Annotated in this window: 22 protein-coding genes and 1 other annotated feature; of the genes, 4 read left to right on the top strand and 18 right to left on the bottom strand. The window is 52.5% G+C overall.

Annotation, left to right across the window (positions count from 1 at the left end; translation table 11 throughout):
• Positions 1 to 61 precede the first annotated feature (61 nt).
• The 13 genes from J2X61_RS08200 to J2X61_RS08140 form a co-directional block, all read right to left on the bottom strand.
• Entirely contained in the window at positions 62 to 697 is a 636-nt protein-coding gene (locus J2X61_RS08200) for an FMN-dependent NADH-azoreductase (protein WP_310187199.1), read from the bottom strand.
• Positions 698 to 897: 200 nt separating this feature from the next.
• Positions 898 to 1,662 carry a sugar phosphate isomerase/epimerase family protein gene (locus tag J2X61_RS08195; protein ID WP_396135413.1) on the bottom strand — a complete coding sequence of 255 codons (765 nt, stop codon included), beginning with the start codon at positions 1,660 to 1,662 and terminating at the stop codon, positions 898 to 900.
• 161 nt (positions 1,663 to 1,823) lie between these two features.
• A complete protein-coding gene (locus tag J2X61_RS08190) occupies positions 1,824 to 2,000 on the bottom strand; it encodes a hypothetical protein (protein ID WP_274468801.1) in 177 nt (58 codons plus the stop codon).
• Between the two features lie 69 nt (positions 2,001 to 2,069).
• Complete coding sequence (locus tag J2X61_RS08185) at positions 2,070 to 3,332, bottom strand: FAD-binding protein (protein ID WP_310187195.1); 1,263 nt, start codon at positions 3,330 to 3,332, stop codon at positions 2,070 to 2,072.
• A gap of 26 nt (positions 3,333 to 3,358) precedes the next feature.
• Complete coding sequence (locus J2X61_RS08180) at positions 3,359 to 4,762, bottom strand: MATE family efflux transporter (RefSeq protein ID WP_274468797.1); 1,404 nt, start codon at positions 4,760 to 4,762, stop codon at positions 3,359 to 3,361.
• Positions 4,763 to 5,006: 244 nt separating this feature from the next.
• Positions 5,007 to 5,789: a phytanoyl-CoA dioxygenase family protein gene (locus J2X61_RS08175; protein WP_274468796.1), complete on the bottom strand. Its 783-nt coding sequence runs from the start codon at positions 5,787 to 5,789 to the stop codon at positions 5,007 to 5,009.
• Between the two features lie 33 nt (positions 5,790 to 5,822).
• On the bottom strand, positions 5,823 to 7,013 hold the full coding sequence (locus J2X61_RS08170) for a GntR family transcriptional regulator (protein WP_274468795.1): 1,191 nt from the start codon (positions 7,011 to 7,013) through the stop codon (positions 5,823 to 5,825).
• Positions 6,979 to 8,187, bottom strand: coding sequence for a trans-sulfuration enzyme family protein (locus J2X61_RS08165; protein ID WP_310187190.1), 1,209 nt, complete (start codon positions 8,185 to 8,187; stop codon positions 6,979 to 6,981). Before J2X61_RS08165 ends, J2X61_RS08170 begins: the two co-directional genes overlap by 35 nt.
• Positions 8,187 to 9,017 (bottom strand): carbohydrate ABC transporter permease, encoded by an 831-nt coding sequence (locus J2X61_RS08160; protein ID WP_310187188.1) that lies wholly within the window; start codon positions 9,015 to 9,017, stop codon positions 8,187 to 8,189. The genes J2X61_RS08165 and J2X61_RS08160 overlap by 1 nt, the downstream gene beginning before the upstream one ends.
• Positions 9,017 to 9,898 carry a carbohydrate ABC transporter permease gene (locus tag J2X61_RS08155; RefSeq protein WP_310187185.1) on the bottom strand — a complete coding sequence of 294 codons (882 nt, stop codon included), beginning with the start codon at positions 9,896 to 9,898 and terminating at the stop codon, positions 9,017 to 9,019. The genes J2X61_RS08160 and J2X61_RS08155 overlap by 1 nt, the downstream gene beginning before the upstream one ends.
• A 64-nt stretch (positions 9,899 to 9,962) precedes the next feature.
• Complete coding sequence (locus J2X61_RS08150) at positions 9,963 to 11,333, bottom strand: ABC transporter substrate-binding protein (RefSeq protein ID WP_274468790.1); 1,371 nt, start codon at positions 11,331 to 11,333, stop codon at positions 9,963 to 9,965.
• 460 nt (positions 11,334 to 11,793) lie between these two features.
• Positions 11,794 to 12,765 (bottom strand): NAD(P)-dependent alcohol dehydrogenase, encoded by a 972-nt coding sequence (locus J2X61_RS08145; RefSeq protein ID WP_310187182.1) that lies wholly within the window; start codon positions 12,763 to 12,765, stop codon positions 11,794 to 11,796.
• A gap of 6 nt (positions 12,766 to 12,771) precedes the next feature.
• Positions 12,772 to 13,677 carry an NUDIX hydrolase gene (locus tag J2X61_RS08140; protein ID WP_274468788.1) on the bottom strand — a complete coding sequence of 302 codons (906 nt, stop codon included), beginning with the start codon at positions 13,675 to 13,677 and terminating at the stop codon, positions 12,772 to 12,774.
• A 294-nt stretch (positions 13,678 to 13,971) separates the two neighbouring features.
• Between J2X61_RS08140 and J2X61_RS08135 the strand changes: the two genes are divergently transcribed.
• The 3 genes from J2X61_RS08135 to J2X61_RS08125 are packed head-to-tail and all read left to right on the top strand — an operon-like array spanning position 13,972 to position 16,781.
• On the top strand, positions 13,972 to 14,193 hold the full coding sequence (locus tag J2X61_RS08135) for a PspC domain-containing protein (RefSeq protein WP_274468786.1): 222 nt from the start codon (positions 13,972 to 13,974) through the stop codon (positions 14,191 to 14,193).
• Positions 14,194 to 14,240: 47 nt separating this feature from the next.
• On the top strand, positions 14,241 to 16,241 hold the full coding sequence (gene shc / locus J2X61_RS08130; protein ID WP_310187177.1) for a squalene--hopene cyclase: 2,001 nt from the start codon (positions 14,241 to 14,243) through the stop codon (positions 16,239 to 16,241).
• Positions 16,242 to 16,301: 60 nt separating this feature from the next.
• Positions 16,302 to 16,781 carry a hypothetical protein gene (locus J2X61_RS08125; RefSeq protein WP_274468784.1) on the top strand — a complete coding sequence of 160 codons (480 nt, stop codon included), beginning with the start codon at positions 16,302 to 16,304 and terminating at the stop codon, positions 16,779 to 16,781.
• 312 nt (positions 16,782 to 17,093) lie between these two features.
• Here J2X61_RS08125 and J2X61_RS08120 read toward each other — a convergent pair whose 3' ends face one another.
• Both J2X61_RS08120 and J2X61_RS08115 read right to left on the bottom strand, forming a co-directional pair.
• A complete protein-coding gene (locus J2X61_RS08120) occupies positions 17,094 to 17,864 on the bottom strand; it encodes a sugar phosphate isomerase/epimerase family protein (RefSeq protein WP_310187175.1) in 771 nt (256 codons plus the stop codon).
• A 95-nt stretch (positions 17,865 to 17,959) separates the two neighbouring features.
• Entirely contained in the window at positions 17,960 to 20,047 is a 2,088-nt protein-coding gene (locus J2X61_RS08115; protein ID WP_310187173.1) for a glycosyl hydrolase family 28-related protein, read from the bottom strand.
• Between the two features lie 258 nt (positions 20,048 to 20,305).
• On the opposite strand from J2X61_RS08115, the gene J2X61_RS08110 reads away from it, so the two are divergent.
• Positions 20,306 to 21,526: an MFS transporter gene (locus J2X61_RS08110; RefSeq protein WP_274468780.1), complete on the top strand. Its 1,221-nt coding sequence runs from the start codon at positions 20,306 to 20,308 to the stop codon at positions 21,524 to 21,526.
• 57 nt (positions 21,527 to 21,583) lie between these two features.
• On the opposite strand, the gene asd is transcribed toward J2X61_RS08110, so the two are convergent.
• The 3 genes from asd to J2X61_RS08095 form a co-directional block, all read right to left on the bottom strand.
• Complete coding sequence (gene asd, locus J2X61_RS08105) at positions 21,584 to 22,669, bottom strand: aspartate-semialdehyde dehydrogenase (RefSeq protein WP_310187169.1); 1,086 nt, start codon at positions 22,667 to 22,669, stop codon at positions 21,584 to 21,586.
• Between the two features lie 132 nt (positions 22,670 to 22,801).
• Positions 22,802 to 23,065: a binding site (T-box leader), on the bottom strand.
• A gap of 51 nt (positions 23,066 to 23,116) precedes the next feature.
• A complete protein-coding gene (locus J2X61_RS08100) occupies positions 23,117 to 23,959 on the bottom strand; it encodes an SDR family oxidoreductase (RefSeq protein WP_310187166.1) in 843 nt (280 codons plus the stop codon).
• Positions 23,956 to 25,089, bottom strand: a complete 1,134-nt coding sequence (locus tag J2X61_RS08095) for a mandelate racemase/muconate lactonizing enzyme family protein (protein ID WP_310187163.1) — start codon at positions 25,087 to 25,089, stop codon at positions 23,956 to 23,958. Before J2X61_RS08095 ends, J2X61_RS08100 begins: the two co-directional genes overlap by 4 nt.
• Between the last annotated feature and the right edge of the window lie 71 nt (positions 25,090 to 25,160).

Here is a 25,160-nt window from a genome sequence, read left to right as displayed (position 1 = left end):
GTCTTTTTTATTGATAAAGACCGTTACTGCCAATAAATTGGCTATAACGGTCTTTATATGTTTAGAAGCGTTTTGCAGCTTCTTTCGCTTTTACGATTGCGTTTGCTTTAATTTCGCCGGCTTTGTCCGGAGCAGCTGCCATACCTTCAACGAAGAGGCCTTCGAAGCTAGGTACGCCGTGGAATTGCATGATTTTGGCCAAGTAGCTGTGACCGCTCTCGAAGCCTGCAGCAGGACCTTCGGAGTAAACGCCGCCGGATGCTTGGATGTGGAAAGCTTTCTTGTCTGTCAGCAAACCAACTGGACCTTCAGCTGTATATTTGAATGTTTTGCCGGCTGCGCAGATCGCATCTACGTATGCTTTCAATACTGGAGGGAACGAGAAGTTCCACATTGGAGAAACGTAAACGTACTTGTCAGCAGCTACATATTGATCTACGATTTGACCAAGACGGGCAACTTTCGCTTGCTCATCTGCTGTAAGCGTATCGAATGCAGCGCCGGATTGCAGTTTTCCCCAACCGCTGAATACGTCGGCATCGATTTGTGGGATGTTGGATTTGAAGAGGTCAACATGAATCACTTCGTCGCCTGGGTTGGCTTCCCGGTATGCTTCGATAAATTCCTTACCCACTGCCAAGCTAAAAGAAGTTTGTGGATCATTCGGATGTGCTGTAATGTAAAGTACTGTTGCCATGGTTTCACTCTCACATTCTGTAATTTTTTTTATTACAATTGCTATTACATCTTTTATTATAACTAATTTTTAATAAGTTGCAAGCTAAAAGTAATTAAAATACTTTTCAGACGATAATAAACTTCGGAACGAGCGATAAAAAAAGAGAACCTAACCGCGGGTTTCCCGTGGATCGGTTCTCTTCCTTCTATGTATGCAGCCTATTTCAGACCTAGCTTGGCTAGGTTGGCAAAGCTGAGCTCCAAGCTCTCGAACGGATTGCGCTCATAACAGTCGTCTTGTTCGACGGCAGCCCATTCGACGCCGATCTCCTGGCATGCTTGAATGATGCCTTGGAAATTCATATTGCCTTCCCCGATCTCGGCGAAGCGTTGAACCCGGTCCGGGGTTACAATCATGTCTTTGAAATGAACGACTTTCATGCGCCCGTCCATCTTGCGAATCCATTCGATCGGATCGGCGCCGCCGGCTTGTACCCAGTAGACATCCAACTCGAAATCGACCGATTCGGGGTCCGACATTTCGAATAAAATGTCCATGCCCGTTTTTCCGTCATATTTGGCGAACTCGAAATCATGGTTATGATAAATGAATTGCAAGCCGGCGCTTTTGAGCTGCCTTCCGAATTCGGAAGCTTGCTTGGCGAATGCCGCATACCCTTGGGAGCTCACGCGAAAATCCTGCGGCAGCCCGCCTAACCCGACATATTTGCAATTCCAGGCTCTATGCTTTTCGATCACTTGATCCATTTCGTTCAACAACTCATTGTAACCGACGTGCGTCGCGCAGATCGTCAAGCCTTCCTGCTCGGTAAGCGCTTTAAATTCGTGAATGTCGATGGGTCCCACACCGGAAGCTTGTACCGCGCTGTAGCCCATCTGCTTTACTTTTTTTAAGCTTTCACCGATGTCCTGCGGCGTTTTCAAATAACTGCGAAGCGTATACAATTGCGTGGCGATTCTCAATCCAATCACTCCATTCGTCAAATTATGAGTCACTACCTATATATAACACGGAATGGGAATATGAGCCATATCGCCAAACAAAATAGCGAAGATATGCAAGCTTCTGTTGAAAATTGAAAAAGCCGCTCCCCCATCTTCATGATGAGGAAAGCAGCCCGCCGTTACACTTTATTCTTGGAAATTCCGTTTAAGCTTGGCACATAGTCAGCAGCCGTGTTATTCGTTAACTCTTGCTTCTCTTCGAGGATGCTAGCGTCGTTCTGCTGATGGTTTTTAGAATCTGCACGGTTGTCTTCACGATCATACTCCAGATTTAATTGATCTTCATTTTTCGGCATAACTCTCACCTCCATCGTCCTCATATAGTATGAGATGGCGGCAAGCCTTTTATCCCGAATGAGAGCAATCTAGTCCCCAATATACGTATCCAGAAATGCATTGCGGAACTTCCCGTGCGGATCGCACTGCCGCAGCAGCTGCTGAAAGTCCGGCAGCTTCTCATAGCCAGCCTTCAATCGGGACGGCTCCATCGTAAACAGTTTGCCCCAATGCGGACGCGCTCCATAAGGCTCAAGCTGCTTCTCGATGAGTGGAAGCACGCTGCGCACGGCTTCCCACTGCGGCCGCCACGTGAAGTGAACCGCCACGGAATCCTGCAGATAGTTCGGACTCATCCACAGCTCGTCTTTGGCAATGGTACGTATTTCGGAGACGTAGAGAAGCGGTGCAATATGTTCGCGAATGGCATGAAGGGCTTGCAGCGCTTGATAAGCGGCTTGCCGCGGAACGAAGTATTCGCTTTGCAGCTCTTCACCGGCACTCGGTGTGAAAGCCATGCGAAAATGCGGCAAACGTTCGTGCCAAGGCCCTGGAACCCCCATCTGCTCGCTGCAATTTTCCCCTGAATAGCCAGGTACCGGATGCCGCGGGGAGGCTGCCAAGCGTGCGCCGTAAAATTCGGGTGCCGGAGCGGTTCCAGCGGAAACTCCATCCGGCAGCTTGCTTTTCACCCATACCTGATTCACATTCTCACTCTTCCAATCGGTAAACAAGCTGACGCTATAAGCGCTTGAGAAAATGTCGTCCAAATGCCGTTCAAGCTGAGCGAACGGCAAGTCGTCGTACACATATTGACTCACTTCGAACGACGGTATGATGTTCAACGTCATCTGGATGACGACGCCTAACCCGCCAAGTCCGACGACCGCACCTGCGAGATTTTGTTTATCGGCTGAGAATACAGCCTTTTCCCCGTTCCACAGAACGATCTCCATACCATCGACGATCGTGGCCAAATTCCCGTTGCGATCGCCTGAGCCGTGCGTAGCCGTAGCGCAGGCGCCACTCACGGAAATATGCGGCAGCGACGCCAGGTTGTGCAGCGCATATCCATGCTGGTACAGGTACTCGCACAATTCACCATAGCGGATTCCGGCTTGAACCGTTACCTGATGACGAACCGGATCCAGAGCAATCACTTGATTCAAATGTTGAAGCGAAATATGGTCTTCCGTCGTGTCGGCAATATGATTGAAAGAATGCCGCGTACCGAGCACTTTCACCTTTTTGCTGCTTGCCACGATTTCTTGGACTTGCTCCACGATGACGGGCGTATGAAGCGCTGAAGCGCTATACTTGTAATTACCGGCCCAGTTCAAGCTCTGTTTCATAGATACACTCTCCTATTCGTGTGCATTTATTGGCTGCTTGTTTCTATTAAGCGATGCTTGTACCACTTCTCGCCGCGGTAACGCCACAGGAAGACCGCTCCGCGCACGCCCCACTCCAACTGCATGGCGGCCCATACGCCGATCACGCCGAAGCCCAGCATAATGCCGAAAACATAACCGAGCACGACCCGGAACAACCACATCGTCAGCATCGAGGCGATCGAAGTGAAGCGCGAATCTCCTGCAGCCCGCAGTGCGCCGGGAAGCAGGAAGCTGATGGACCATAGCGGAATCTGCGCCAGCATATTGACTATCATGATGAGATACAGGTCGTCCATAATTTCGGCCGGCGGCTGGAACAGGGAGACCAGCGGGTTGAAGAACGGAAGCAAAATAAGTCCCGTCACGAGAAGGGAGCCGGATGACAACCATAGGAAAGTTCTCGTGAACTTGCGGGCATCTTCGATATTCCGCCTTCCAATGCATTGTCCGACAACCGTAACTAAGGCTGTGGAAAAAGCGATGGCGGGAATTTGCAGGAACATGGCGAGAACGGAACTGATCGCATTGGTCGCAATGGCGTACGTTCCCAGGCTGACGATGTAGATTTGGGTCAACATCTTCCCGCCGTTAAAGAAGAGTTGTTCCGCGGCAAAAGGCAGCCCGATGAACATGATCTTCTTGATCATCGCGAAGTTCCACTCCAGCAAATCCTGCAGTCGAAGCCGCAGACTGGCATCCATGCGAAGCAGGTAGAACAACGCGCACACCGCCGCTGTATAGCGGGAAATGTTCACGGCCACGCTTAAGCCCATAACGCCCATCTCCATGAAATGCACGAATACGACATTCAGCAATACATAGGACATGTTCATGATCAAAGACAACCCGAGAGTGACCCTCGTTCGTCCGATCCCTCTCAGCGCGCCGCTAACCGCTTCCTTGAAGGCGATGCCAAGATAAGACACGGCGCTTCCCACCAAGTAAGTGCCGGCATAGTCGAACACTTCGGGTTCCGCCGTACCGAAGAGAAACTTCAGGATCGGATGGTAGAACACCAGCACGAGCAGACTGATCGCAAGAGCAACGATCGTCGCCGTACTGAGCGATGCTGCAGCTGCCTTGGAAACCATTTTATCGTTCCCGCTGCCTTTGTACTGCGCGACCACGACCGTACCTCCGGTCGCTAAGGCGACGAAGACGTTCACCAGGAACATATTCAGGGAATCGACCATACTGACCGCTGAGATCGCCGCAACCCCCGATGAGCTGATCATCGCGGTATTCACCAGGCTTAAGCCTACCAAGAATGCTTGGTCGATGAGAATCGGGAGCAGCAGCGAGACGACCTGCCGGTAATCGATTGATTCTCCTGACAGATACTTGTCCATCATGGCATGGCATCGAGCTCTAAATCGTTTCGGAATCATGTTGTGTCATATCCTCTCCGCGAAAAACGTTCGAAGTCGCCGCCGCTGCGGGAACACGTTCATCCTGTTATCGATCTCGTCCGTATGTAGGATTCATCCCCTACTTTACCATAGATTAGAGACATGTAGTTTACTAAAATTTCATACGACCAAAAAACCCGGGAATCTTGGTCCCGGGTTCCATGATCGCGGATTCTTGATCCGTTGATGCCGTGCAAGCAGCCGCGGCCCCCTCTCTCCACCGTCAGCCGTTCTCGAATTTCGCGGGATAGCTCGCACCGAAAGGCGCATCCGGCCGCGTGAATGGGCCCATCAGGTATTGCCGTGTCGGCGTCGTGGCGTCCAGGAACGCTTGATCGTTCTCGAAGCGGTCGGAGCAGCGAACCCATGGCGGACTATAAATATAGTGCATCGTATAACGGTCGTAATCGCCGTCATGCGCGAATGTCCGGTGCCATACCGCATTATGGAAGAATAGAACGGATCCCGCCGGCGCACAGATCACATGCCCGATCGGAACATCTTCCCTGGCGGAGCGAATGGCGGCAGGCAGCTGCACTTGGCTTCGGTGACTCCCGGGGATCATTTCCATATTGCCTGTTCGGGGGAGCGTCTGGTCCGTAAGCAAATAGGACGCGCGTAGTTGAATAAGCGGAATCGGATAGCCCAGCTTATTGAAGTCGTACGCACCGGAACCGTCCTGATGCCAGCCGCCTACGCCGCCGTAAGCAGGCTGTTTCGTACACCAGGCGGATTGCAGGATGAACCGGTCGCCGTACAGCGCCCTGACTTTGGGGAGTATCGCCGGATGGTCGATCAATTGCTCCAGTGCCGGCTCCGTTTCGTAGCCTCTGCCAATTTGGGCCCAGCCCGTCGTACCGGCCTTTTCATGCAAGCGGATGGAAGCTTCCAGACATTCGTGCACCTCATCTTTCGAGAGTACGTCCGGAATCATCAAGTAACCCCAAGATTCAAACATAAAGCGGTCGAGTTCCGACCATTCGCCTGGATTGGATATCGGATTCAATCTAGTTCCCCTCCCTGTTCTCGCATCGCACGCTTAGCCAAGAACTGCGCAGGCGCCGGTAGATTTCCCCGCGACCAGCGTGGACTTGACAATCCGCCGGACTGGATCCGGCAGCTTCTCTTTGCTGGTGAGCAGCTGCAGCAGGAGCTCAGCCGCTTGGGCGCCGATGTGCTCCTCATGCTGATCGATATGGGTGAATGCCGGCGTGTCGTCCAGTGCCGACGACGGATTGTCGTACGTTATAATCGAAATGTCGCGCGGGACGTCCACGCCTGATTTGCGGCATAGATCGGCTGCATACAAGCCCAACCGCAAATTCAAAGTAATGAATGCCGTCGCTTGGCTTGTTCGGATGAATTCGTACAGCGGATGCTTGTGGTAAGGTATATGAGGATCCGCCGCTTGAACATCGGCCATGATCAATGCCGGATTAATCATCGAGCCTTTCTGTTTCAGCGCCTCCATATACCCGCGAATCCGCTCGTCGACCGTAATCGTGCTTGCCGGAATATCCGAGCAGATGGCAATATCCCGGTGCCCAAGCTCCCATAGATGGTTGACGGCCATTTGTGCGCTCATCCGATTATCGGAGCAGACACAATGGGTTTCAAATCCCGGCAAATAGCGGTCGATGAGCACGAAGGGGAAATCGCGCAATTTCAGCAGCAAAATTTCCTCATTGTACGTTTCCGCATCAATCGGGAAGATGAATAGGCCGACAGCCCCTTGTTGAGTCAACTCTTGAATGGCTTCCTTCTCGCGTTCCTTGCAATTGTGGGTCAGCACGATCGATACATAGTAATCTGTTCCTTCCAAGGCTGTATAGATGCCTTTCAACAACCGAATTGCGAAGAAATCCTCGAGCAACGGAAGCACGAGACCGATCATCTTGCGGGAAGAGGAGCGGTCGCTGCGCTCTTTCCCTCGCGGCTGCTCAGCCGGCACGCCTACCGGATCTTCCGCAAGCTTCTCCACAATGTCAGGACTAACGAAGCTGCCACGCCCTGGAATGCGGTAGATCCAGCCGTCTTGGGCCAGCTTCGTGAGCGCGTTGGATACCGTCATCCGGCTGACGCCGAACTGCTCCATCAACTGCTTCTCCGTCGGAAATTTATCGTTCTTCGCAATGGCGCCGGAATAAATCAGCTGCTTGAAATGTTCCTGTATTTGCAAATATAACGGCTGCCGTTCATCCGTTCTGGGTGAAACCCGCAGTCTGCTCATTGAACTCCCCCTCAGAAGGGCTCGATGCCACACTTTCCCATGCCGCATCCATATCCCTGATTAAGTCATCCGGATCCTCCGCGCCGATATACAGCCGAACCAGCGTACAAGGGGATGAATCAAGGTGATGGTGGGCGTTGACGGTTACCAAACTTTCGAAGCCGCCCCAGCTGGGACCGATTCGAAAATAGCGCAGCCGGTCGGCCCAAGCCCGCAGCCTATGCAGCGGCTCCTGGGATTCGAAGGAGAACAACCCGCCGACCCCGGACATCTGCGCGCGGGCCAGCTCATACTGAGGATAGCTGGCTAATCCCGGATAGTTCAGCTTGCTGACATACGGCTGCCTGCTCAGATGCTCGGCGACCTTGAGACCGCTTGCTTCATGCCGCTGCATGCGAAGCGGCAGCGTCCGCAGTCCGCGAGTCACCAATGCCGCTGTCTGGGGCGTCATAATGCCGCCGAACAGCATATATTCTTGCGTCATGAGCGGCTCCATCAATCGTCTCGATCCGACGACAACGCCGCCGACGCAATCGCTGTGCCCGGAAATATATTTCGTAATGGAATGTACGACAAGTCCGACCCCCATCGTTAGCGGATTCTGGAAGCACGGCGTCGCCCATGAGTTGTCGAGAATCGTTTCTGCGCCGATGCTTTGCGCCAGCTCCGTGCAGCTTGCAATATCCTGCAGCTCGAACATCATGCTGGTCGGACTTTCCAAATAGAGCAGCTTGGTGTTCGGACGTACAGCTTGCTCCCAATGACTGCGCAATCGCCCGTCCACGAACGTGGTTTCGATGCCAAACTTCCGCAAATAGCCCCCTAGCAATTCTCTTGTCGGCCCATAGGCTTGATGCGTGCAAATGACATGATCCCCCTGCCGGACAATGGACATAATTGCCGCCGATATCGCCGCCATCCCGGAGGCAAAGCATTTGGCCCTCTCCCCCTGCTCCATCTCCGCAAGCTTATCCTCCAGGTAGCGGACGGTTGGATTGTTGCCTCTGGAATACACATAGTTCTCCTGTTCGTCCTGTCTGGCTTGATTGAACTGGTCGTATGTATCGAACGAAAACAGACTCGTCTGGTACACCGGCATACTGATCGCCCCGTGATGGCGGTCATCGTGCGCATCATGCGCCACCAGCGTATGCAGCTTATTGGGAGTACTCATCAGCCTTTCACCGCCCCTTGAGTTAATCCTTCTACAATGAATCGCTGTGCAAGTGCAAACAGCAGAATCGTCGGAAGAACCGACAGCACCGTTCCGGCTGACATCGAGCCCCAATCGACGTTAAACTTAAGAATGAATGAGTTCATGGCGACCGGCAGCGTCTTTAACGATTCGTTATCGATAAACATGACGGCCAAGAACAGCTCGTTCCAATTCTGGACGAAGGCGAAAATGAACATGGAGGAGATGCCCGGCAGCATAATCGGTATAATGACCCGCATGAGCGCAGACAGCTGCGAACAACCGTCAATTAACGCGGCTTCTTCCAAATTGGAAGGAATTCGCTGGAAAAATCCTCTCAGCATGATCGTAGAGAACGGGATCAAGCTCACTGTATACATAAGGATCAGAGAAATCCGGTGATTAAGCAGATGCATATTCGACATCAACATATACAGCGGCGCCAGGGCGATGAAGCCGGGAAGCATTTGGGTCACGAAGAAGCCCAGCATGATTTGCTTATGCCCCCGGAATTGAAACCGCGCGAGCACATAGGCGCTGCATATGGCAATAACGATGACAATGAGCGCGGATGTAATGGAAACGAGCAGACTGTTGGCGATATACACATTGAATTTGGATACTTTAAAAATATTGATATAATTTTGCAAAGTGAATTGCTCAGGCCAGTAATGCAGGGGGAAGCTGAAAATTTCCTTTTGCGGCTTGAACGAGGTGATGACGATCCAATAGAGCGGGAAGACCATGATGAGGAAGTAGAAAGCGAGAAAAACGGCCTTCACGATCCGGTATCCGTAATTTCGTTTCATCAAAAGTCACCTACCTTCTCCGCTTTGGTCACCATCAAATAGAACAAGGTATACAAGAACAACAGGATGATCATGATGACACCGACCGCCGATGCCGACCCGTAATCTCCATCGTAAATCACTTTGTTCAGCATCAATGAGGATAAAATATGCGTTGCTCCGCCAGGCCCCCCGTTCGTCATCCCGTAAATGAGCGTCGGATCGTTGAAGATCCAAATGACTCGCAGCAGCGTTGTTGCAATGATCGTAGGCATAATATACGGTATCGTCACATAGAGGAGCTTGCGTAAGCCGTTCGCTCCGTCGATACTGGCCGCTTCGTAGAGCTCGGAAGGAATGGATTGCAAGGAAGCCAGCAGCATGATCGTGAAGAAAGCAATGCCATACCAGACATTGGCGACAATGACCGAGCCCATCGCCCACTGCGGGTCCGACAGAAACCCGATCCGTTCTTCGATCACGCCAAGGCGCAGCAATAGATCATTAATGACGCCGATTTGCGAGTTAAACATCCATTTCCAGATCAGACCGATGAGAAATCCCGACAATGCCCATGGGTAGAAAATAAACCCCTGATAGACGCCGCGACCCCAGAACCGCTTGTTCAAGAACAGAGCCAGAATGAACCCTAGCAGAAACTGAAAAATGAGCGAAAAAAATACCCAATAAGCGGTATTCTTCAAAGCGCCGATGAATTGATGGTCGCGGAACGCATCAACGAAATTTTGCAGCCCAACGAAATGAATTTGCTTCAGATTGAACAGCTTGTAATTCTGGAAAGCCATAACCACACCCTTAATGAAGGGATAGTAGGTGAAGATGAGAACAAGCAGCAGTGCGGGCAGCAAGCTGGAGAGAATGAATTTTTGCCGGGCATTCACACGAAGGCACCTCCCGATTATGAAAATAGCAGCAGGCGATGAACGCCCGCCGCTCCGCACAACATTATTTCATTCCAGCTTTTTGATCCAGCCAGAATTTATCCCATTCCTTCAGGAGATCATCCGCATTCTTCTTATCCAATAAGTAGGATTGCTGCCCTTTCATGCTCAATTCTCCCCAGCTTCCATTGCCGGGATATTTGAATGGCGGCGTGAAATTAACGAACGTATCCGCCTTCGCGGTCATGTCCAGCAGCGTCTTGTACGGGCCCGTTTGGAAGAACGTATCGGCCGTTGCGGACGTATGAATCGGGATCGTGCCGATTTGTTTGGAGAACTCGGTATTTTCCTTCGGACTGGAGAGGAACGAGATCAGCTTCCAAGCTTCATTTTTGTTCTTGGAATTCGCCGTGATTCCCCAACCGGCAGCGCCGGTGCTGACCAGCGACTTGCCGTTAGGCCCGAGCGGCATCGGTGCCGTCTCTAATGTTTTCGGATCCATTTTGTCCTGCAGCACCTTGATGACGTCGGGATCCTGCAGCAAAATGCCGGTTACACCGGACGTGAAAGCTTGAACTTGATCCTGGAAGCCCCAGTTGATGGAGTCCGGAGGCGAAGCTTCCTTATACAGCTTCTTATACAGCTCTAATGCTTGTTTGGCTTCCGCCGTGCTGTAAACTGACTTCCCGTCCTTCGTAAACGGCGCGTCATCGAGATTCATCACTTTATCGTTATAATCGTAGATCATGTGATCGAAATTGCCGTTCGCTCCGGAGCCGCCCCGGAACGAGAAGCCGTACCGGTTCATCTTCGGATCGGTCAGTTTCACCGCAGAATCCACGAGTTCTTGCCACGTCTTCGGAGCGGTCAGACCTTTGGCGTCAAACCAGTCCTTCCGGTAAAACATCTGGCGTTGATACAGCGCATTGGCGATAAAATATAGCTTCCCATTGTTGGAGCCGACGATTTTGGATGTACCGGAAAGCGTTTTGCTGTCCGCCCAACTGGTAGCGAATGTATCCAGCGGCTCCAAGTATCCATTATTGACATACTCCGCGATGTTCAGGTCCCTTACCTCCAGAATATCGAGCTCCTGCTTGGCGGCGAGCATCGTTCTGATCTTATTGTCCGCCTGATCGAAGGGAGGCGAGATGAGCTCCACCTTAATATTCGGATTTTCCTTCTGGAACCTGCCGATGGCATCTTGAAGCAGCTTCGTGCGCTCCGGACTTGTCAAGCTTTCTATCATCTGCAGCGTCACCTGCTTGGCCGGCTCCGCGCTCTTGCTCGGTTCACCGGATGCCGCCGGACTTCCCCCGGCAGGCGTTGAACTCGCGGAGCTGGTGTTGTCGCTTCCGCTGCACCCCGCTAACGTCCCCAATAACATGACTCCGGCTAGCACCGTTGTCCACCCTTTGACCTCGATTGCCCCCATATGTACGCCCTCCTCCATATTGTCATATTCAACTATATTGTCTTAATTCATCAGATATGTCTTATAACTTAAAGCCAATCTGCGGCCCTGCAGCTGCTTAACTGCACCAAAAAACCGTCAGGCTAATCTGACGGCTGAAGTTCTGAGTATCCAGTTTTAGCGGCTTACGGCTTTTCGTTCTCGTTGTATTCGAAATTTCATATAAATCTAGCGATTAATGATGAAAATGGATGATTGTATTTGAAATTTCGAATATACATCAGCTTTTATCCTGCATTACCAGTTATTCTATTCGAAAAATCATACACATGTAGTCTCAACACCCGCACGCAAAAACCCCTCCCAAAGATTGAAGGGGTCATCTATATCTAGAAGGATTGCACCACTTTACTCCGGATATGTCTCTCTTAGAAACCGAATGGATTGTCGGATTAACTCACGCAATACTTGCACATCAATATCAGCTATCAACACGGATCACAATTTTACCCAGCGGCAAGCCTTCGCCAAAAAATTGGAGTGCCTCCCTCACTTCGCCGAGCGGGTAATGCCGATCGATCACCGGTACGACTTGACCGGATTCAAATAGCTTTTTCATATATTCCTGGTCTCTACGATCGGGTTTGTGGGCTAGTATTCCCATTTTCTTGCTTCCGCACATGGAGATCAAGGGTCCAAGGAGCATCACTTGGACTATGCGGCTCATCGAACCACCGATCATGACATACGTTCCCGATGGGCTTAACGCCCGCTTGTAGTCCCAAATTGACCGGTAACCCGCAACATCCAAAATAAGATCGTAACAAAGGCCATTGCGTGTAAAATCCTCCGTCATATAATCGATGACATGATCGGCGCCGAGCGAGCGCAGAATATCCAGCTTCCTCGCCTTATCCACACCGGTCACTTCAGCCCCGAATGACTTGGCAATCTGCACCGCGAACGTGCCTACACCGCCGCCTGCGCCGTTAATTAATACTTTCATCCCGGATTGAAGCAACCCTTTCTTGCGCAACCCCTGCAGCGCCAGTACCGCCGCTTGCGGTACGGCCGCAATCTCCTCGAACGACATATGGGCCGGCTTCAACGTCAAACTGTTTTCACGTGCGCAGACGTACTCCGCGAATCCGCCCCAACCGCAGCCGGAAATATCGCCGAATACGTCGTCACCCGGCTTTAACTGCGTGACGTCCTTACCCACCGCTACCACGCGGCCCGCAACATCGGCGCCTAGAATTGGGTATCTCGGCTTCCGAAGCCCTCCTAGCCGCACGAGGAACGGTTTCCCTCTCAAGAGATCCCAATCCCACGAATTGATAGAGGAGGCATGCACTCTTATCAGTACTTCATCGTTCTTGGGTGTTGGCCGCTCAACGTCTTGAAGCTTCAGCTCCGCAGTCGTTCCGTATTTGCTGTAGACGATCGCTTTCAATCCACGTTACCTCCTTCGCCAGTTCGGATTGAACCGGAACAGTTTGGCTGGCCGATGTCCTGCATCTTTCGTCAATTGATTCGTCTCCACGACCATGTCGGCGATCTTCCGCCGGAAAGCCGCCGACAGCAGTTCTTTGCCAAGCATAACCTCATACACCTGCTGCAGCTCGGATAGCGTGAATAATTCCGGCATCAAGTGAAACGCGATATCCGTATACTCGATCTTGTTCCTGAGCCGCTCAATGGCATATTGGATCATCTCGGCATGATCGAAGGCGATTCCGTCCGATGCGGTCACGATCCTCTCTTCCTTCACCGATCTGCCGGTGTATTGCTCGATGAGCCGGATTGAGGCTCCGAGCGATGCTTCCTCGTTCGCCAGCGTAAGCTGAACCACTTTCTCGAAAACCACGCTGTTCTCCGCCATCGTCTTCTTCTCTTCGAGTACGCGGTACGTTACGTTGAACCATTTGGCATCCGCCGCGTCGTCTCCAGCTCTCACCTCTAGAGAAGTTGAATCGGCCAAAGCCATGTAAGAACAGCTGATCACCCGCGTGCGGGGATCCCGGTTCACATCTCCCCAAGTGTAGAGCTGTTCCAGATACACCTCGTCGATATTCGTTTCGGATTTCAGCTCCCGCATGGCGGCCTCTTCAAGACTCTCCTGACCGGTTACGAAGCCTCCCGGCAGTGCCCATTGACCCATATACGGATGGACCCCTCTTTTGACTAATAGCAGTTTCAACGATTTTTCAGGCAGCCTGCGATAATTTTCCTTCTCTTCATCGACAACGGTGAAAATTAACATATCCACGGTTACCGACGGCCGTTCGTATATGCTCGCATCGTACTTTTGCAGAAACTCCGCTTCCGTAAAACCTTCTTTGTCTCGAATCTGCTCTTCATTCATTGAAAATCACCTGTTTTGATTATATTTGATTGTTACGAACAATATGTTATTAAGATCTTGTTATTATCATTAAACCGTTCAAACACGGGTTTGTCAAGATGCGCATGATGAGCTTACTTACCGGCTCGACTCCGCTCACCGTCTTCGGATGAGCCTCTTCCCCGTCTAAAGTCCGGCTTCCATAACCGTCACAGGTCCGTTCTCGCGAACGTCCGGTAGAGCTACAATAAAGACATGAAATCCGATATTCATTCCAATCCAATACTTCGTCAACATAGAGAGGAGCAACATCACATGAACAAATTATTTCGTTCAAGAACAGACAGCAAATTAACAGGACTTTGCGGAGGCGTCGCGGAGTGGCTCGGATTAAACGCAACCCTGATCCGCTTGCTGGTAATTATCGCCGCGTTTTGCAGCTTCGGTACGGTAGTACTCGTTTATATCATCGGCTGTCTGCTGGTCCCTAAAGCGCCGCATGACCATTTTGATGTCATACCGCCGTATCACAACTAATTGGGTTTCAACAGTAAGCCGCCAGTGAGATACTGGCGGCTTTTGTTATGTACGAAAGTAACCTGAAAAGACCGCTAAGGTCATATCATGTAAAGATTCATTTATTTTGCACGGAAGCGGCAGGAGGTGTACGTATGCCTGTTTGGCATGAACTCGACCAAGAAATCCGGCGCTTAACCGGTATGCTGGAGAGGTTACAGGAGCAAGACGGTACATGGCGGTTTTGCTTCGAAAACAGCTTGTTAACCGATGCCTATCTGATCATCGTCCTTCGGACGCTGGAGCTGCCGCAAGAGGAGCTGATTCAGCAGCTGCATGACCGGATTGCTGCCGAGCAGAGGGAGAACGGCGCTTGGAGCGTCTACCGGGATGAAGCCGAAGGCAATCTCGATGCTACCGTCAATGCTTACTTCGCCATGCTGTATTCGGGCTACAGTCATAGATCCGACGAAGCCATGATCAAGGCGGAGCGTTTTATTAAGAGCAACGGCGGGCTCAACAATGTGCGAACGGTATTGACGAAGGTGTTCCTGGCTGCCGCGGGGCAGTATGCATGGCCCTCTACGCTCATGATACCGCTGGAATTTTTACTGCTCCCTCCTTCCTCGCCGATCAGCTTCTACGATTTCTCCGGTTTTGCCCGCGTTCACTTTGCGCCCATTCTGATCATGGCCGACCGTCAATTCGTCCGAACTACTGCCGCGACGCCGGACTTGGCGCATTTGTACACGAACCCGAAGTCCTCGAAGCCGCAAGAGCTGCGCCCCGCCACCCGCGATCGGCAATTAACCCGCGGATTCCAAGAGCTGCTCGCCGGCTTGCAGACCGGCATCAAGCAGCTGGCGGGCTTACCGGAGCAGCTGCATAAACGGGCCGTTCAAGCAGCCGAATCCTATATGCTCGAGCGGATTGAAGCGGACGGGACGCTGTACAGCTACGCAACGAGCACGCTACTTATGATATTGGCGTTATCATCGCTAGGCTATGATAGACATCATCCCGTCATCGATGCTGCCGTGCGGGGATTATTCACCATGCTGTGGGAGTTCGACGGGAAAACGCACTTGCAGAACTCCCCATCCACGATCTGGGATACCGCCTTGCTGGCCGCCGCACTGCAGCAAGCGGATCCGGATCATCCTGCCGTGAGCAAAGCCATCCATTACTTGCTGGGGATGCAGCATGATAAATTCGGCGATTGGAGCCTTCATGTCGTGAATCCGGTGCCGGGAGGTTGGGGCTTCTCCGAGTCCAATACGATCAACCCTGATGTCGACGACACGACAGCTGCACTGCGTTCGATTCGTGCAGCGGCGCTGAAAGATCCGGTCTATCTGGATGCATGGAACCGCGGACTGAATTGGGTGCTGGCGATGCAGAACAAGGACGGCGGCTGGCCGGCTTTCGAGCGCGGGGTCACCAATCGGCTGCTGACCTTATTCCCGATTGACGGAGCTTCGGCAGCAGCCATTGATCCTTCCACGGCGGATCTAACGGGAAGAACGTTGGAGTTCCTGGGAGCTACGGCAGGACTGGATATGCGGACAGCCAGCGTCCGCAGAGGCGCGGAGTGGCTGTTCGCGAATCAGGAAGAGAACGGATCCTGGTACGGCCGCTGGGGAATATGCTACATCTACGGCACGTGGGCGGCATTGACCGGCCTTATGGCCGTTCGGGCGGATCCGCACCATCCTGCCTTAAGGAAAGCAGCCGATTGGCTGCTGCATATTCAGAATGAAGACGGCGGCTGGGGCGAATCCTGCATGAGCGACAGCGTCAAGATGTATCTTCCGCTTGGTTCGAGTACGCCGTCACAGACCGCTTGGGCGCTCGATGCGCTCATTGCCGTCAGCCCCGAACCGCTGCCGGCTATTGATAAAGGCATCCGAAGTCTCCTCAGGCAGATGCATGCCAATGACTGGACGACCCGCTATCCGACAGGTGCGGGGCTGCCCGGGAGCTTCTATTCCAACTATCATAGCTACCGGTATATTTGGCCGTTCTTCGCCTTGAACCACTATGTAAGGAAATATGGGACTGTAAAATGAACAATACATACCAGACAGTCGTCAAACAAAAGGCACCATGCTAAACGAAGGAGCATAGACATGAAGACATTTCTGAAAAAGCTGCTGCATTGGACGTCATTTCTCGAACAATTGGAGACCTGTTTGGAGGCCAAGGCGTTGAAATGGAAGAAGCGAATCAATCCTGTGACGAATCGCATCGGGTTCGGCATCTATTTCTACAAACATATCACCGTCAATCTTAATCGCTTGAATAAGGAGATCATCGAAATTGCCCGCGACCGCGTCCATCTCGCGAATCATAGCGCCCCGATGTTTCCAAGCTTCGTGTCCGTCGTTGACGGCATCCATACAACAATGTTTGCCAAACTGCCCAATCATGTCGTTACGCACATTATTTCGCTGGTGAAACGGCTCCCCGGCTTCAAAGAGCTGCAAGATTTGGCACGCACTTACGGGTACAGCTGTGAGCTGCGCTACAATCAGGGCAAGGTGTTCTTCGGCTCGCTGCAAATCCATTTTATCCAAATCGACAAGTTCGCTTCGAGATGTCCGGCATAACGAAAGAAGAGGCTGCCCAACTAGGGTGGCCTCTTCTCTCGTTTATTCCTGCGCCGGCTTCGTATCTTGCTTCCGCCGCTTCATTACATTATTCACTAAATTTTGCGTAGCGTCTGGGGTGGATTGATATACATTTTCAATAGCATTTTGCACATAATTAGTTGCAGATTGCACTCCGTTTTGAAACATGCTCGTTTTATTCGCGACAACGTTGTTCTTGTTATTTGACTCAGCGGACATTGCTCCCTACACCTCGCATTCTCCAATATGCGGATTAATCTCCCTATATCGGACGGATTTTATTCAAATCCTTTAGCGGTTCTGAAAGGTCCGCTTCATAAATGCGAGGCTGAGCGGCAGCTCGGTATCGGGGTCACGGACCGTGCATTCCGCCGAGATCATCCCGGTATATCCCGAGTCCGCAAGCGCTTTGGCGAACTGATCGTACGGATATGCACCTGATCCCGGCGTGAAACGTCCGGTATCCGCGATGTGAATATGCTGCAGCCAGGCCTGATTCTCCACCAGTGTCAGAAGCGGTTCGGCCTCTTCATCCATATGATAGAAATCAGCCAGTACCCGAATGGCAGGATGATTGCATTGCCGGGCGAATGACACTGCCTCCGTTACGCTATTAATGAAATTGGACTCCTTCATGTTGAGAGGCTCGATTGCCAGCGTAACCCCGTTGCCGGTGAACTCTTGGCCGATGAGCTCGAGCAGTTGAAGGAATTGCTCTTCGGCACGGCTGCGTTCCCACTGTTCGGGGATGGACCGTGATTTGCCGCTTCCAAGTACAATGGTCTTGGCTCCAATCCGGTGCAGTGCGCTAGCAGCTTTGTTAACGTAGCGCCGGATCCGCTCTTGATCTGCTTCTGGTCCTACGACTTTCAAATCGCCTGGGAAGAAAATATTAAAAGCGCTTACAGGAAGCGGACTGTCCAAATACATCGGCAGCTTGGCGGCAAATTCCTGCTCGTTCTCAAGACTCAAAGGAGCCAGCGCACATTCAATATAATCAAAGCCCAATTCATGAAGTTTTCCTGCGTCCCCAATGCTGCTGCACCATCCAAATGAGTACATGCCTGCTCAACCCTCTCTCCCCTGGTTTCAACTGCTCCAAACGCTTACACTACTAAGACGCTCGGAGGTGGGAAAAGTTGCTAGGTCTGTACAAGCTACTTTTGTACAAGTTCAAAATCGTCAAACACCGCCCAGTTATTGGCGTTCGCATCGCTCCATATGCCAACCTCGATCTGGCCGTTCGTCACTTGAATATTGTCGATCGAATATTTCGTATAGTTCGTGACGGGACTGCTCCCGATCACGGCGTCAAGTTCAGCGGCCCCGTAGTTTTTGGCGAACAGCTGGAGCGCATTGTGCCCGCCGCCGGAGCGTACCCATACGCTGACGGTGTACAGTCCGTTTGGCACTGTTGTTACTTGTGAAGTGATTTGCTTATAGCTGCTCGAAGCCCAATGTGTCAATTTATAGCCGCCCGTCAAAGGACTGTCCGTATCCACCTTCTGGGCAAGCGCGGCGTTATGCCATTCCGTCCATCCGGTGACGTCTCCCGTTTCAAAGCCGGGATTCGTCAGTAAATTCGCCGAGCCGCCCCCTTCCCGCGCATCTCTCTTCGCTTTCTGGTCGGCGTATAAGGATTGCGGCGCCAAATCCGCCCCTGTGCCGATCCCTTCTACGAAATCTTGCGGCACCGACGGGTCCGTCCCGGCAACGGTATAGGTGACGCCGCTGGCCGCGCCGCGCGTTCCGATCACATACCCCTGACCGTACTGCTTGGACTTGACGATAGACGTTTGCCCCGAAGCGTAAGCGGCGCCGTTGGTGTTCCAGATGACGGACTGCGTGGTCGTCCATCCGTGCTCGACCGTACCATACGGTCTATAGACGGCTTCGATAAAATCACCGTTCATCGTCATGTTGTCGAATAAGTTAGCCATGCTCAAATGCATGTGGAAATCCGATGCTAAGCGCGGCGTATTCGAAGTGCTGTTGCGGATCACATTGCCGCTCGTCCACATACTTTTGAAATCGAAATTGTGCCTTCCATTTGTCGCTACTGCATTTTGAACCATATTATCCGAACCTTGGATGGCGTACATATAGCCATTGCCGCCTTCACCTTTATACTGCGGCTTCTGGAAATGCGTATTTTGAATCGTCACCGTGCGCGATTGGTTTATTGTAATTCCATAAGATAGCAGATGATAATCGCCGCTATTCCCGCTAGGTTTGTAGCTGTTAACTTGATCCACCCAGCTGTTCTTGGCGTTGACGATGTTGATCGCTTTGGAGTCATGAACCTCGTAAGCCCCTGTGCCCGACACATTATAGTCGAGATCGCCCCAACCCGTTCCCGTATGCTGCTTCATGCCGATGGCCAAATCTTCAATCCCGGCTTCCGCGATGGCTTCCCCGACTTTGTAGACTCTGGCGTTGTCCCGCGTTTTCAAGTCGTATCGGATCGGTATATCAACCGTCAGTGTGTTCGTTGCCGCATTGATGCCGGTGATTTTCCGGTAGAACGTCGGCCCCTTCAAGGAGGCATCCCATTTGCCGGTCATTCCGTGCTCGTCGATGAAAGCTGCCGTTGCATCGGAGCGAACGATGACGAATTCATTCAGCGCGTACCCGCTCACGCTGTTCACAGGAATCGCCGTTGACATCGCATGCACATCGCTCCGCAGCGCGGTTGGCGTATTCACCGGCGTAAACCAGTCCCCGGATGCGAGCGGGGCCATCCGGATAACGGATTTATTCCGCATACTCGTTGAATCGTTATATATAAACGTAGAAGCTTTGCCGGCACCCCTCAGCACAACGTTGTTTCTATTGATCCAGAGGGCGCTATTATCCGTTCCCTGGGGCTTGACCTTGTAGGTACCGGCCGGCAAATACACGATGCCGCCCCCGGCTATGCCGGCCGCATTGATCGCATTCTGAATGGCCGTCGTCGAATCGGCGGCACCGCTCGGGTCCGCACCATATTGCGTGACGGCATTGTACGTATTCCCCGGAGGGTCCGCCGGAATGCTCTTCTCGCCCCGCCAATAGCCTGCGTAGGAGAAATCCTGCAGGAACCTGCCTTGAGCGTCCTTGTACCCCGGTGTCCAATCGGCCGGATAAAGCGAGCTTCTCCATGGCGTACCTGCCTGTGCCGGATCTGCGGGCATAACCAGCGATGCGAAGATAGCCAGCATTCCGCATAAGGCCATCAAGCTCCAACTTCTAGTCTTCATTTTCATCAACAATTAACCTCCAACCGCAAATTTTAGTTCAACCTTCTGCGCTCTCTCCGATGCCCGAGCAGATTGAACCACCACCCTCCACTATGTATGTTAGCGCTTACACATTTCACTATAACCATTAATTCCATTTATTTTTATGGATAATTTATCGAATTGGATTGTTAATTTATGAAATATGCACTGGATTCCATGTATGAAACAGGGCGATAAGTGGAAAATAGGGGTAGAGTTTTGACGATAGGAGCGGCATCTGCCATGAGTAAAACGACTTGGTTGCAAGAACCTGCAAAACGCAAATTGCTAGTAAGCGCCGGCATTAGCTGGTTATTCGATGCGATGGACGTAGGCATCATTTCCTTCATTGTCGCTGCATTGGCGGTGGAGTGGAAGCTGGGCGCCCAGCAGATCGGATTTCTCGCCGCCATTAACTCGGTAGGCATGGCGGTTGGCGCAGCGGTTGCGGGGGCTAGCGCTGACCGCTACGGACGCCGAACCGTCTTGGTGGTAACCCTGCTGATTTTCTCAATTTCCAGCGGACTATCCGCACTTGCCGCTAGCTTTGCCATGCTGTGCATCCTGCGGTTCATTACAGGATTCGGTCTTGGCGGCGAGCTTCCTGTCGCATCCACACTCGTCTCAGAGTCGTTCTCGGATAAGGACAGAGGCCGCGCCGTCGTGCTCCTCGAAAGCTTCTGGGCGTGCGGATGGATCATCGCGGCGGTCGTCAGTTATTTCGTCATCCCTGTGTACGGCTGGAGGGCCGCTTTCCTGATCGGCGCACTGCCCGCCTTGTATGCGCTATACCTGCGACGGGCGATTCAAGACTCTCCCCGCTTCCAACAAATGCAAAGCCGCAAATTAACGTTCCGCGAGCGAATCGCGTCGGTCTGGTCGGCGAATTATCGTCAATCAACCGCAACGCTTTGGATTCTATGGTTCGTCGTCGTCTTCTCCTATTACGGCATGTTTCTCTGGCTGCCGACCGTGATGACGATGAAAGGCTTCAGTCTGGTCAAAAGTTTCGAATATGTCTTGATCATGACCTTAGCGCAGCTGCCCGGCTATTTCACCGCCGCTTATTTCATCGAGAAATTCGGCCGTAAGTTCGTTCTCGTCTCCTATTTGCTGCTGACGGCTGTCAGCGCCTACTGGTTCAGCGCGGCCGCTACGGAAGGCATGCTGATTGCCGCCGGCATCAGCTTATCCTTCTTCAATCTTGGCGCATGGGGCGCCATGTATGCGTACACGCCCGAGCTGTACCCGACCGGCGTACGGTCAACCGGCGCCGGATTTGCCGCATCCTTCGGACGCATCGGCGGCATCATCGGCCCGTACCTGGTCGGCTTGCTGGTGGCCCGGAAATATGACATCTCGTCGATCTTTCTCATTTTTTTCGTAGCCATCGTCATCGGTGCGCTTGTGCTGTTGTTCTTCGGCCAAGAAACGAAAGGCCTCGATCCCGATCGGCGAACATGACAAAAAACAGCAAGCCTCCTGGCATAACCAGGTTGCTTGCTGTGTCGTTAAGTTAACTTATTTGGCCTGAATGTAGCCTTCCGCTTTCAGCAGCTCGGCGATCAGAACCGCACCGCCCGCCGCTCCGCGCAGCGTATTATGCGATAAGCCTACAAATTTGTAATCATAAAGAGAATCTTCGCGCAACCGGCCTGCGGACACGCCCATACCGCCTTCGATGTCGCGGTCCAGCTTCGTTTGCGGTCTGTTCTCTTCTTCGAAATAAGTGATGAATTGTTTCGGTGCGCTAGGCAGTTCAAGCTCTTGCGGACGCCCTTTGTACTGCTGCCAGCGAGCCAAAATTTCTTCTTTCGACGGCTTCGTCTCGAACGATACGAATACGGTTGCCAAATGGCCGTCCGTTACCGGAACGCGGATACATTGCGTTGTAATATGCGGCTCGCTTGCCTTCACGATTTGACCGTTATCGACGCTGCCCCAGATACGCAGCGGCTCCTGCTCGCTTTTCTCTTCCTCGCCGCCGATATAAGGAATCACGTTGTCCAGCATGTCCGGCCAATCGGTGAAGTTTTTGCCTGCTCCGGAAATGGCTTGGTACGTGGACGCGACAACTGTCTTCGGTTTGAATTCCTGCAGCGCGTGCAGCATCGGCACATAGCTTTGAATGGAGCAGTTCGGTTTCACGGCAATGAAGCCGGTCTCCGTTCCCAGACGCTTGCGCTGTGCAGCGATGACTTCCAGATGGCCCGGATTCACTTCCGGAATGACCATCGGAACGTCTGCCGTCCAGCGGTGTGCGGAGTTGTTGGACACGACAGGCGTGCCTGTTTTGGCATAAGCCTCTTCCAACGCTTTAATTTCTTCTTTCTTCATATCGACCGCACAGAAAATAAAATCGACTTCGGAAGCCACTTCCTCAACCTTAGAAGCGTCCTGTACGACAATGCCTTTCACCGCATCCGGGATCGGCGTGGACAATTTCCATCTGTTGCGGACGGATTCTTCATATGTTTTGCCGGCCGAACCGGCGCTAGCAGCAATTGCCGTTACTTCAAACCAAGGGTGCCCATTGAGCAGCTCAACGAAACGCTGCCCTACCATGCCCGTACCGCCTACAATACCAACTCTTAATTTTTGTGCCATGTGAGATTCAATTCCTTTCAAAATGGTATGAGTACAATATGCAAAAGCGTCATTTGGTGTTCGGTAAATCGCCCGCTAACGGGTCATCTTTAGAATGAACAAAAAAATCCCACCCCCAAGACTATGATCAGTCTTAGGGACGAGATTATGATCCTCGTGGTACCACCCCAGATTCGCAAATATGTCGCCATATCCGCCTCTTCAAGTACGGCATTGCCTGCAATGCGTATACTTTAGCTCTATAACAGGAGCTCCTGGCCTACCATCCCCGCCGAAGGCGGTTCCGATATGCTGCTCTGAGTCTTTCTTCAATACCGAACGCTTTGCTCCTTTTCAGCTATCCAGAGCTCTCTGTGAAAGTTTCCATGTATTTACTCGTCTCTTCGTCGCATTTAATATTGCGATTATAATATCAGAAATATGCGGACTCGTAAATACCAATTTTCATCAAACGCCCGAATAGGCCAGGAACCCGCCGTCGACGGGAACGGTAATCCCGGTCACGAAGCCTGAGCTGCGCTCGTCGACGAGCCAGCGGACCGTGCCGAGGAGATCTTCCGGGCTGCCGAACCGTCCCATCGGCGTATGCCCGATAATTTTCTCGGATCTCGGGGTCAGCGAGCCGTCCGGGTGCAGGAGCAGGTTACGGTTCTGCTCGGTAACGAAGAAGCCGGGGGCTATCGCATTCACCCGGATCCCGGCATCGGCCAAATGGACCGCAAGCCATTTGGTGAGATTCTCGACGGCCGCTTTGGCTGCGCTGTAGGCCGGCACTTTCGTCGCCGGACGCGGTGCGGCCATCGACGAAATGTTGATGATGACCGCGCCCTCCCGGTGCATCATCAGCGGCGTGAAGTGCTGGGTGGGCACCCAAGTCCCCATCACGTTCAAATCGAGAACGAAACCGAAGCCGGATGGCTTCATATTGAACATCGTCGTAATGTCCGTGCGTTCATGATCTCCCGCTTCAAGACGTTCCTTCGTCGTGTTGCCGCTTGGATGTCCCCCGCCGGCTCCGTTAATGAGAATGTCGCAGCCGCCGAATTCGCTGTGCACCTCCCGCGCTGCAGCGATGACCTGCTCCTCCTGCAGAACGTCACAGGAAATGGCGTAAGCTTCTCCGCCGTTCTGGCGAATGGCGTCCGCCACAGCCGCTCCATTCGCCGGATTTCGATTCAGGAGAACGATCCGAACGCCGTACGAGGCCAGTTCCATCGCCATTCCGCTGCACAGCACCCCGCTTCCGCCGGTGATCACGGCGGTGCGGCCTTTCAAATGGGCAAGGTTCATTGTTTGCTGCCTCCTACGAACGTCCGGCGGACAGCTTCCGGATCCAGCTTATACGCATCAAGCGCAGATTGGTCAAAGACAATGCCGTGCCCCGGCCGGTCGGATGGTACGCCAAGCCCGTTCTGGACGGTTATCGGCGTTTCCAGAACGCCCAGCTCGGTGAACGACCCGCCTACGACATTCTCCAGCATGTATCCGTTCGTCACGCCGCAGAGCAAGTGAACGGACAGCTCCATCATATAATGCGGGGCAATCACTTTCCCGTACGCTTGCGAGAGATGGGCGATTTTCACCCATTCCGTAATCCCTCCGACGAAGGCTACATCTGCTTGTACAATATCGATCGCATCTTGCTTCAAATATTCGAGAAATTGGTATTTGCTGAATAGGCTCTCCCCCAGCGCAATCGGCGTGCGCAAATGGCGGCGCAAATGACGGTGACCTTCGATATCGTGATACAGAATCGGCTCCTCGATCCACCCCAGATTCAGATGATCCAGTTTAGCGCACGCCTGAAGCGCCTCCGCGGCACTCCACTTCTGATTCGCGTCGACCAAGACCGTCGCACCCGCTCCGAGCAGTTCTTGAACCTTCACGATCCGCTCGATATCCTCTTCGATCGTTTCCTTGCCGATCTTGATTTTGACCGTCCGGTACTGCTGTTCCCGATAGCCCCTTATCCGGTCTAACAGCTGCTCCAGCGTGTCGCCCAAATCGATGCCGCTAATATAGCATGGGATGCTTTCTCTCGCTCCCCCCAGCAGGCGGTACAGCGGCTGCTTATGATGCTTGCCGATCAGGTCCCACACCGCCACATCGATCGCGGCAATCGCCAGTGCGTTGACGCCCAGCCCGAGACGCCGGGATTGGCGCTGCAGCAGCTGCCAAATGTACTCATAATTCAGAGGATCCAACCCTATGATCAGATTGGCCAAATAATGTTCAATCAACGATTGGATGGCCGTTCCGCCTACATCGACCGTATAGCTGAAGCCTGTACCTGTTAGGCCGGTATCGGTCTTCAATTCGACGACAATAAACTCAATCCCGCCGACCTTGTTCGTAGCGTCTTCCCAAGACGGATTCGGCGGAATCCGGTAAGCGTTTACGGACACATGTTCAATTCTCATTGCTGTCATCTCCAGTCATGCGATTTTCATTCGTATGACCATCTTATCAACGGGAATGGCAATAATCGAAA

Origin of the sequence: Bacillus sp. 3255 (assembly GCF_031456485.1) — a bacterium.
GTDB lineage: Bacteria > Bacillota > Bacilli > Paenibacillales > NBRC-103111 > Paenibacillus_E.
The sequence above is the reverse complement of the archived record's forward strand: the minus strand, read 5'-3'. Positions and strand labels throughout refer to the sequence as shown.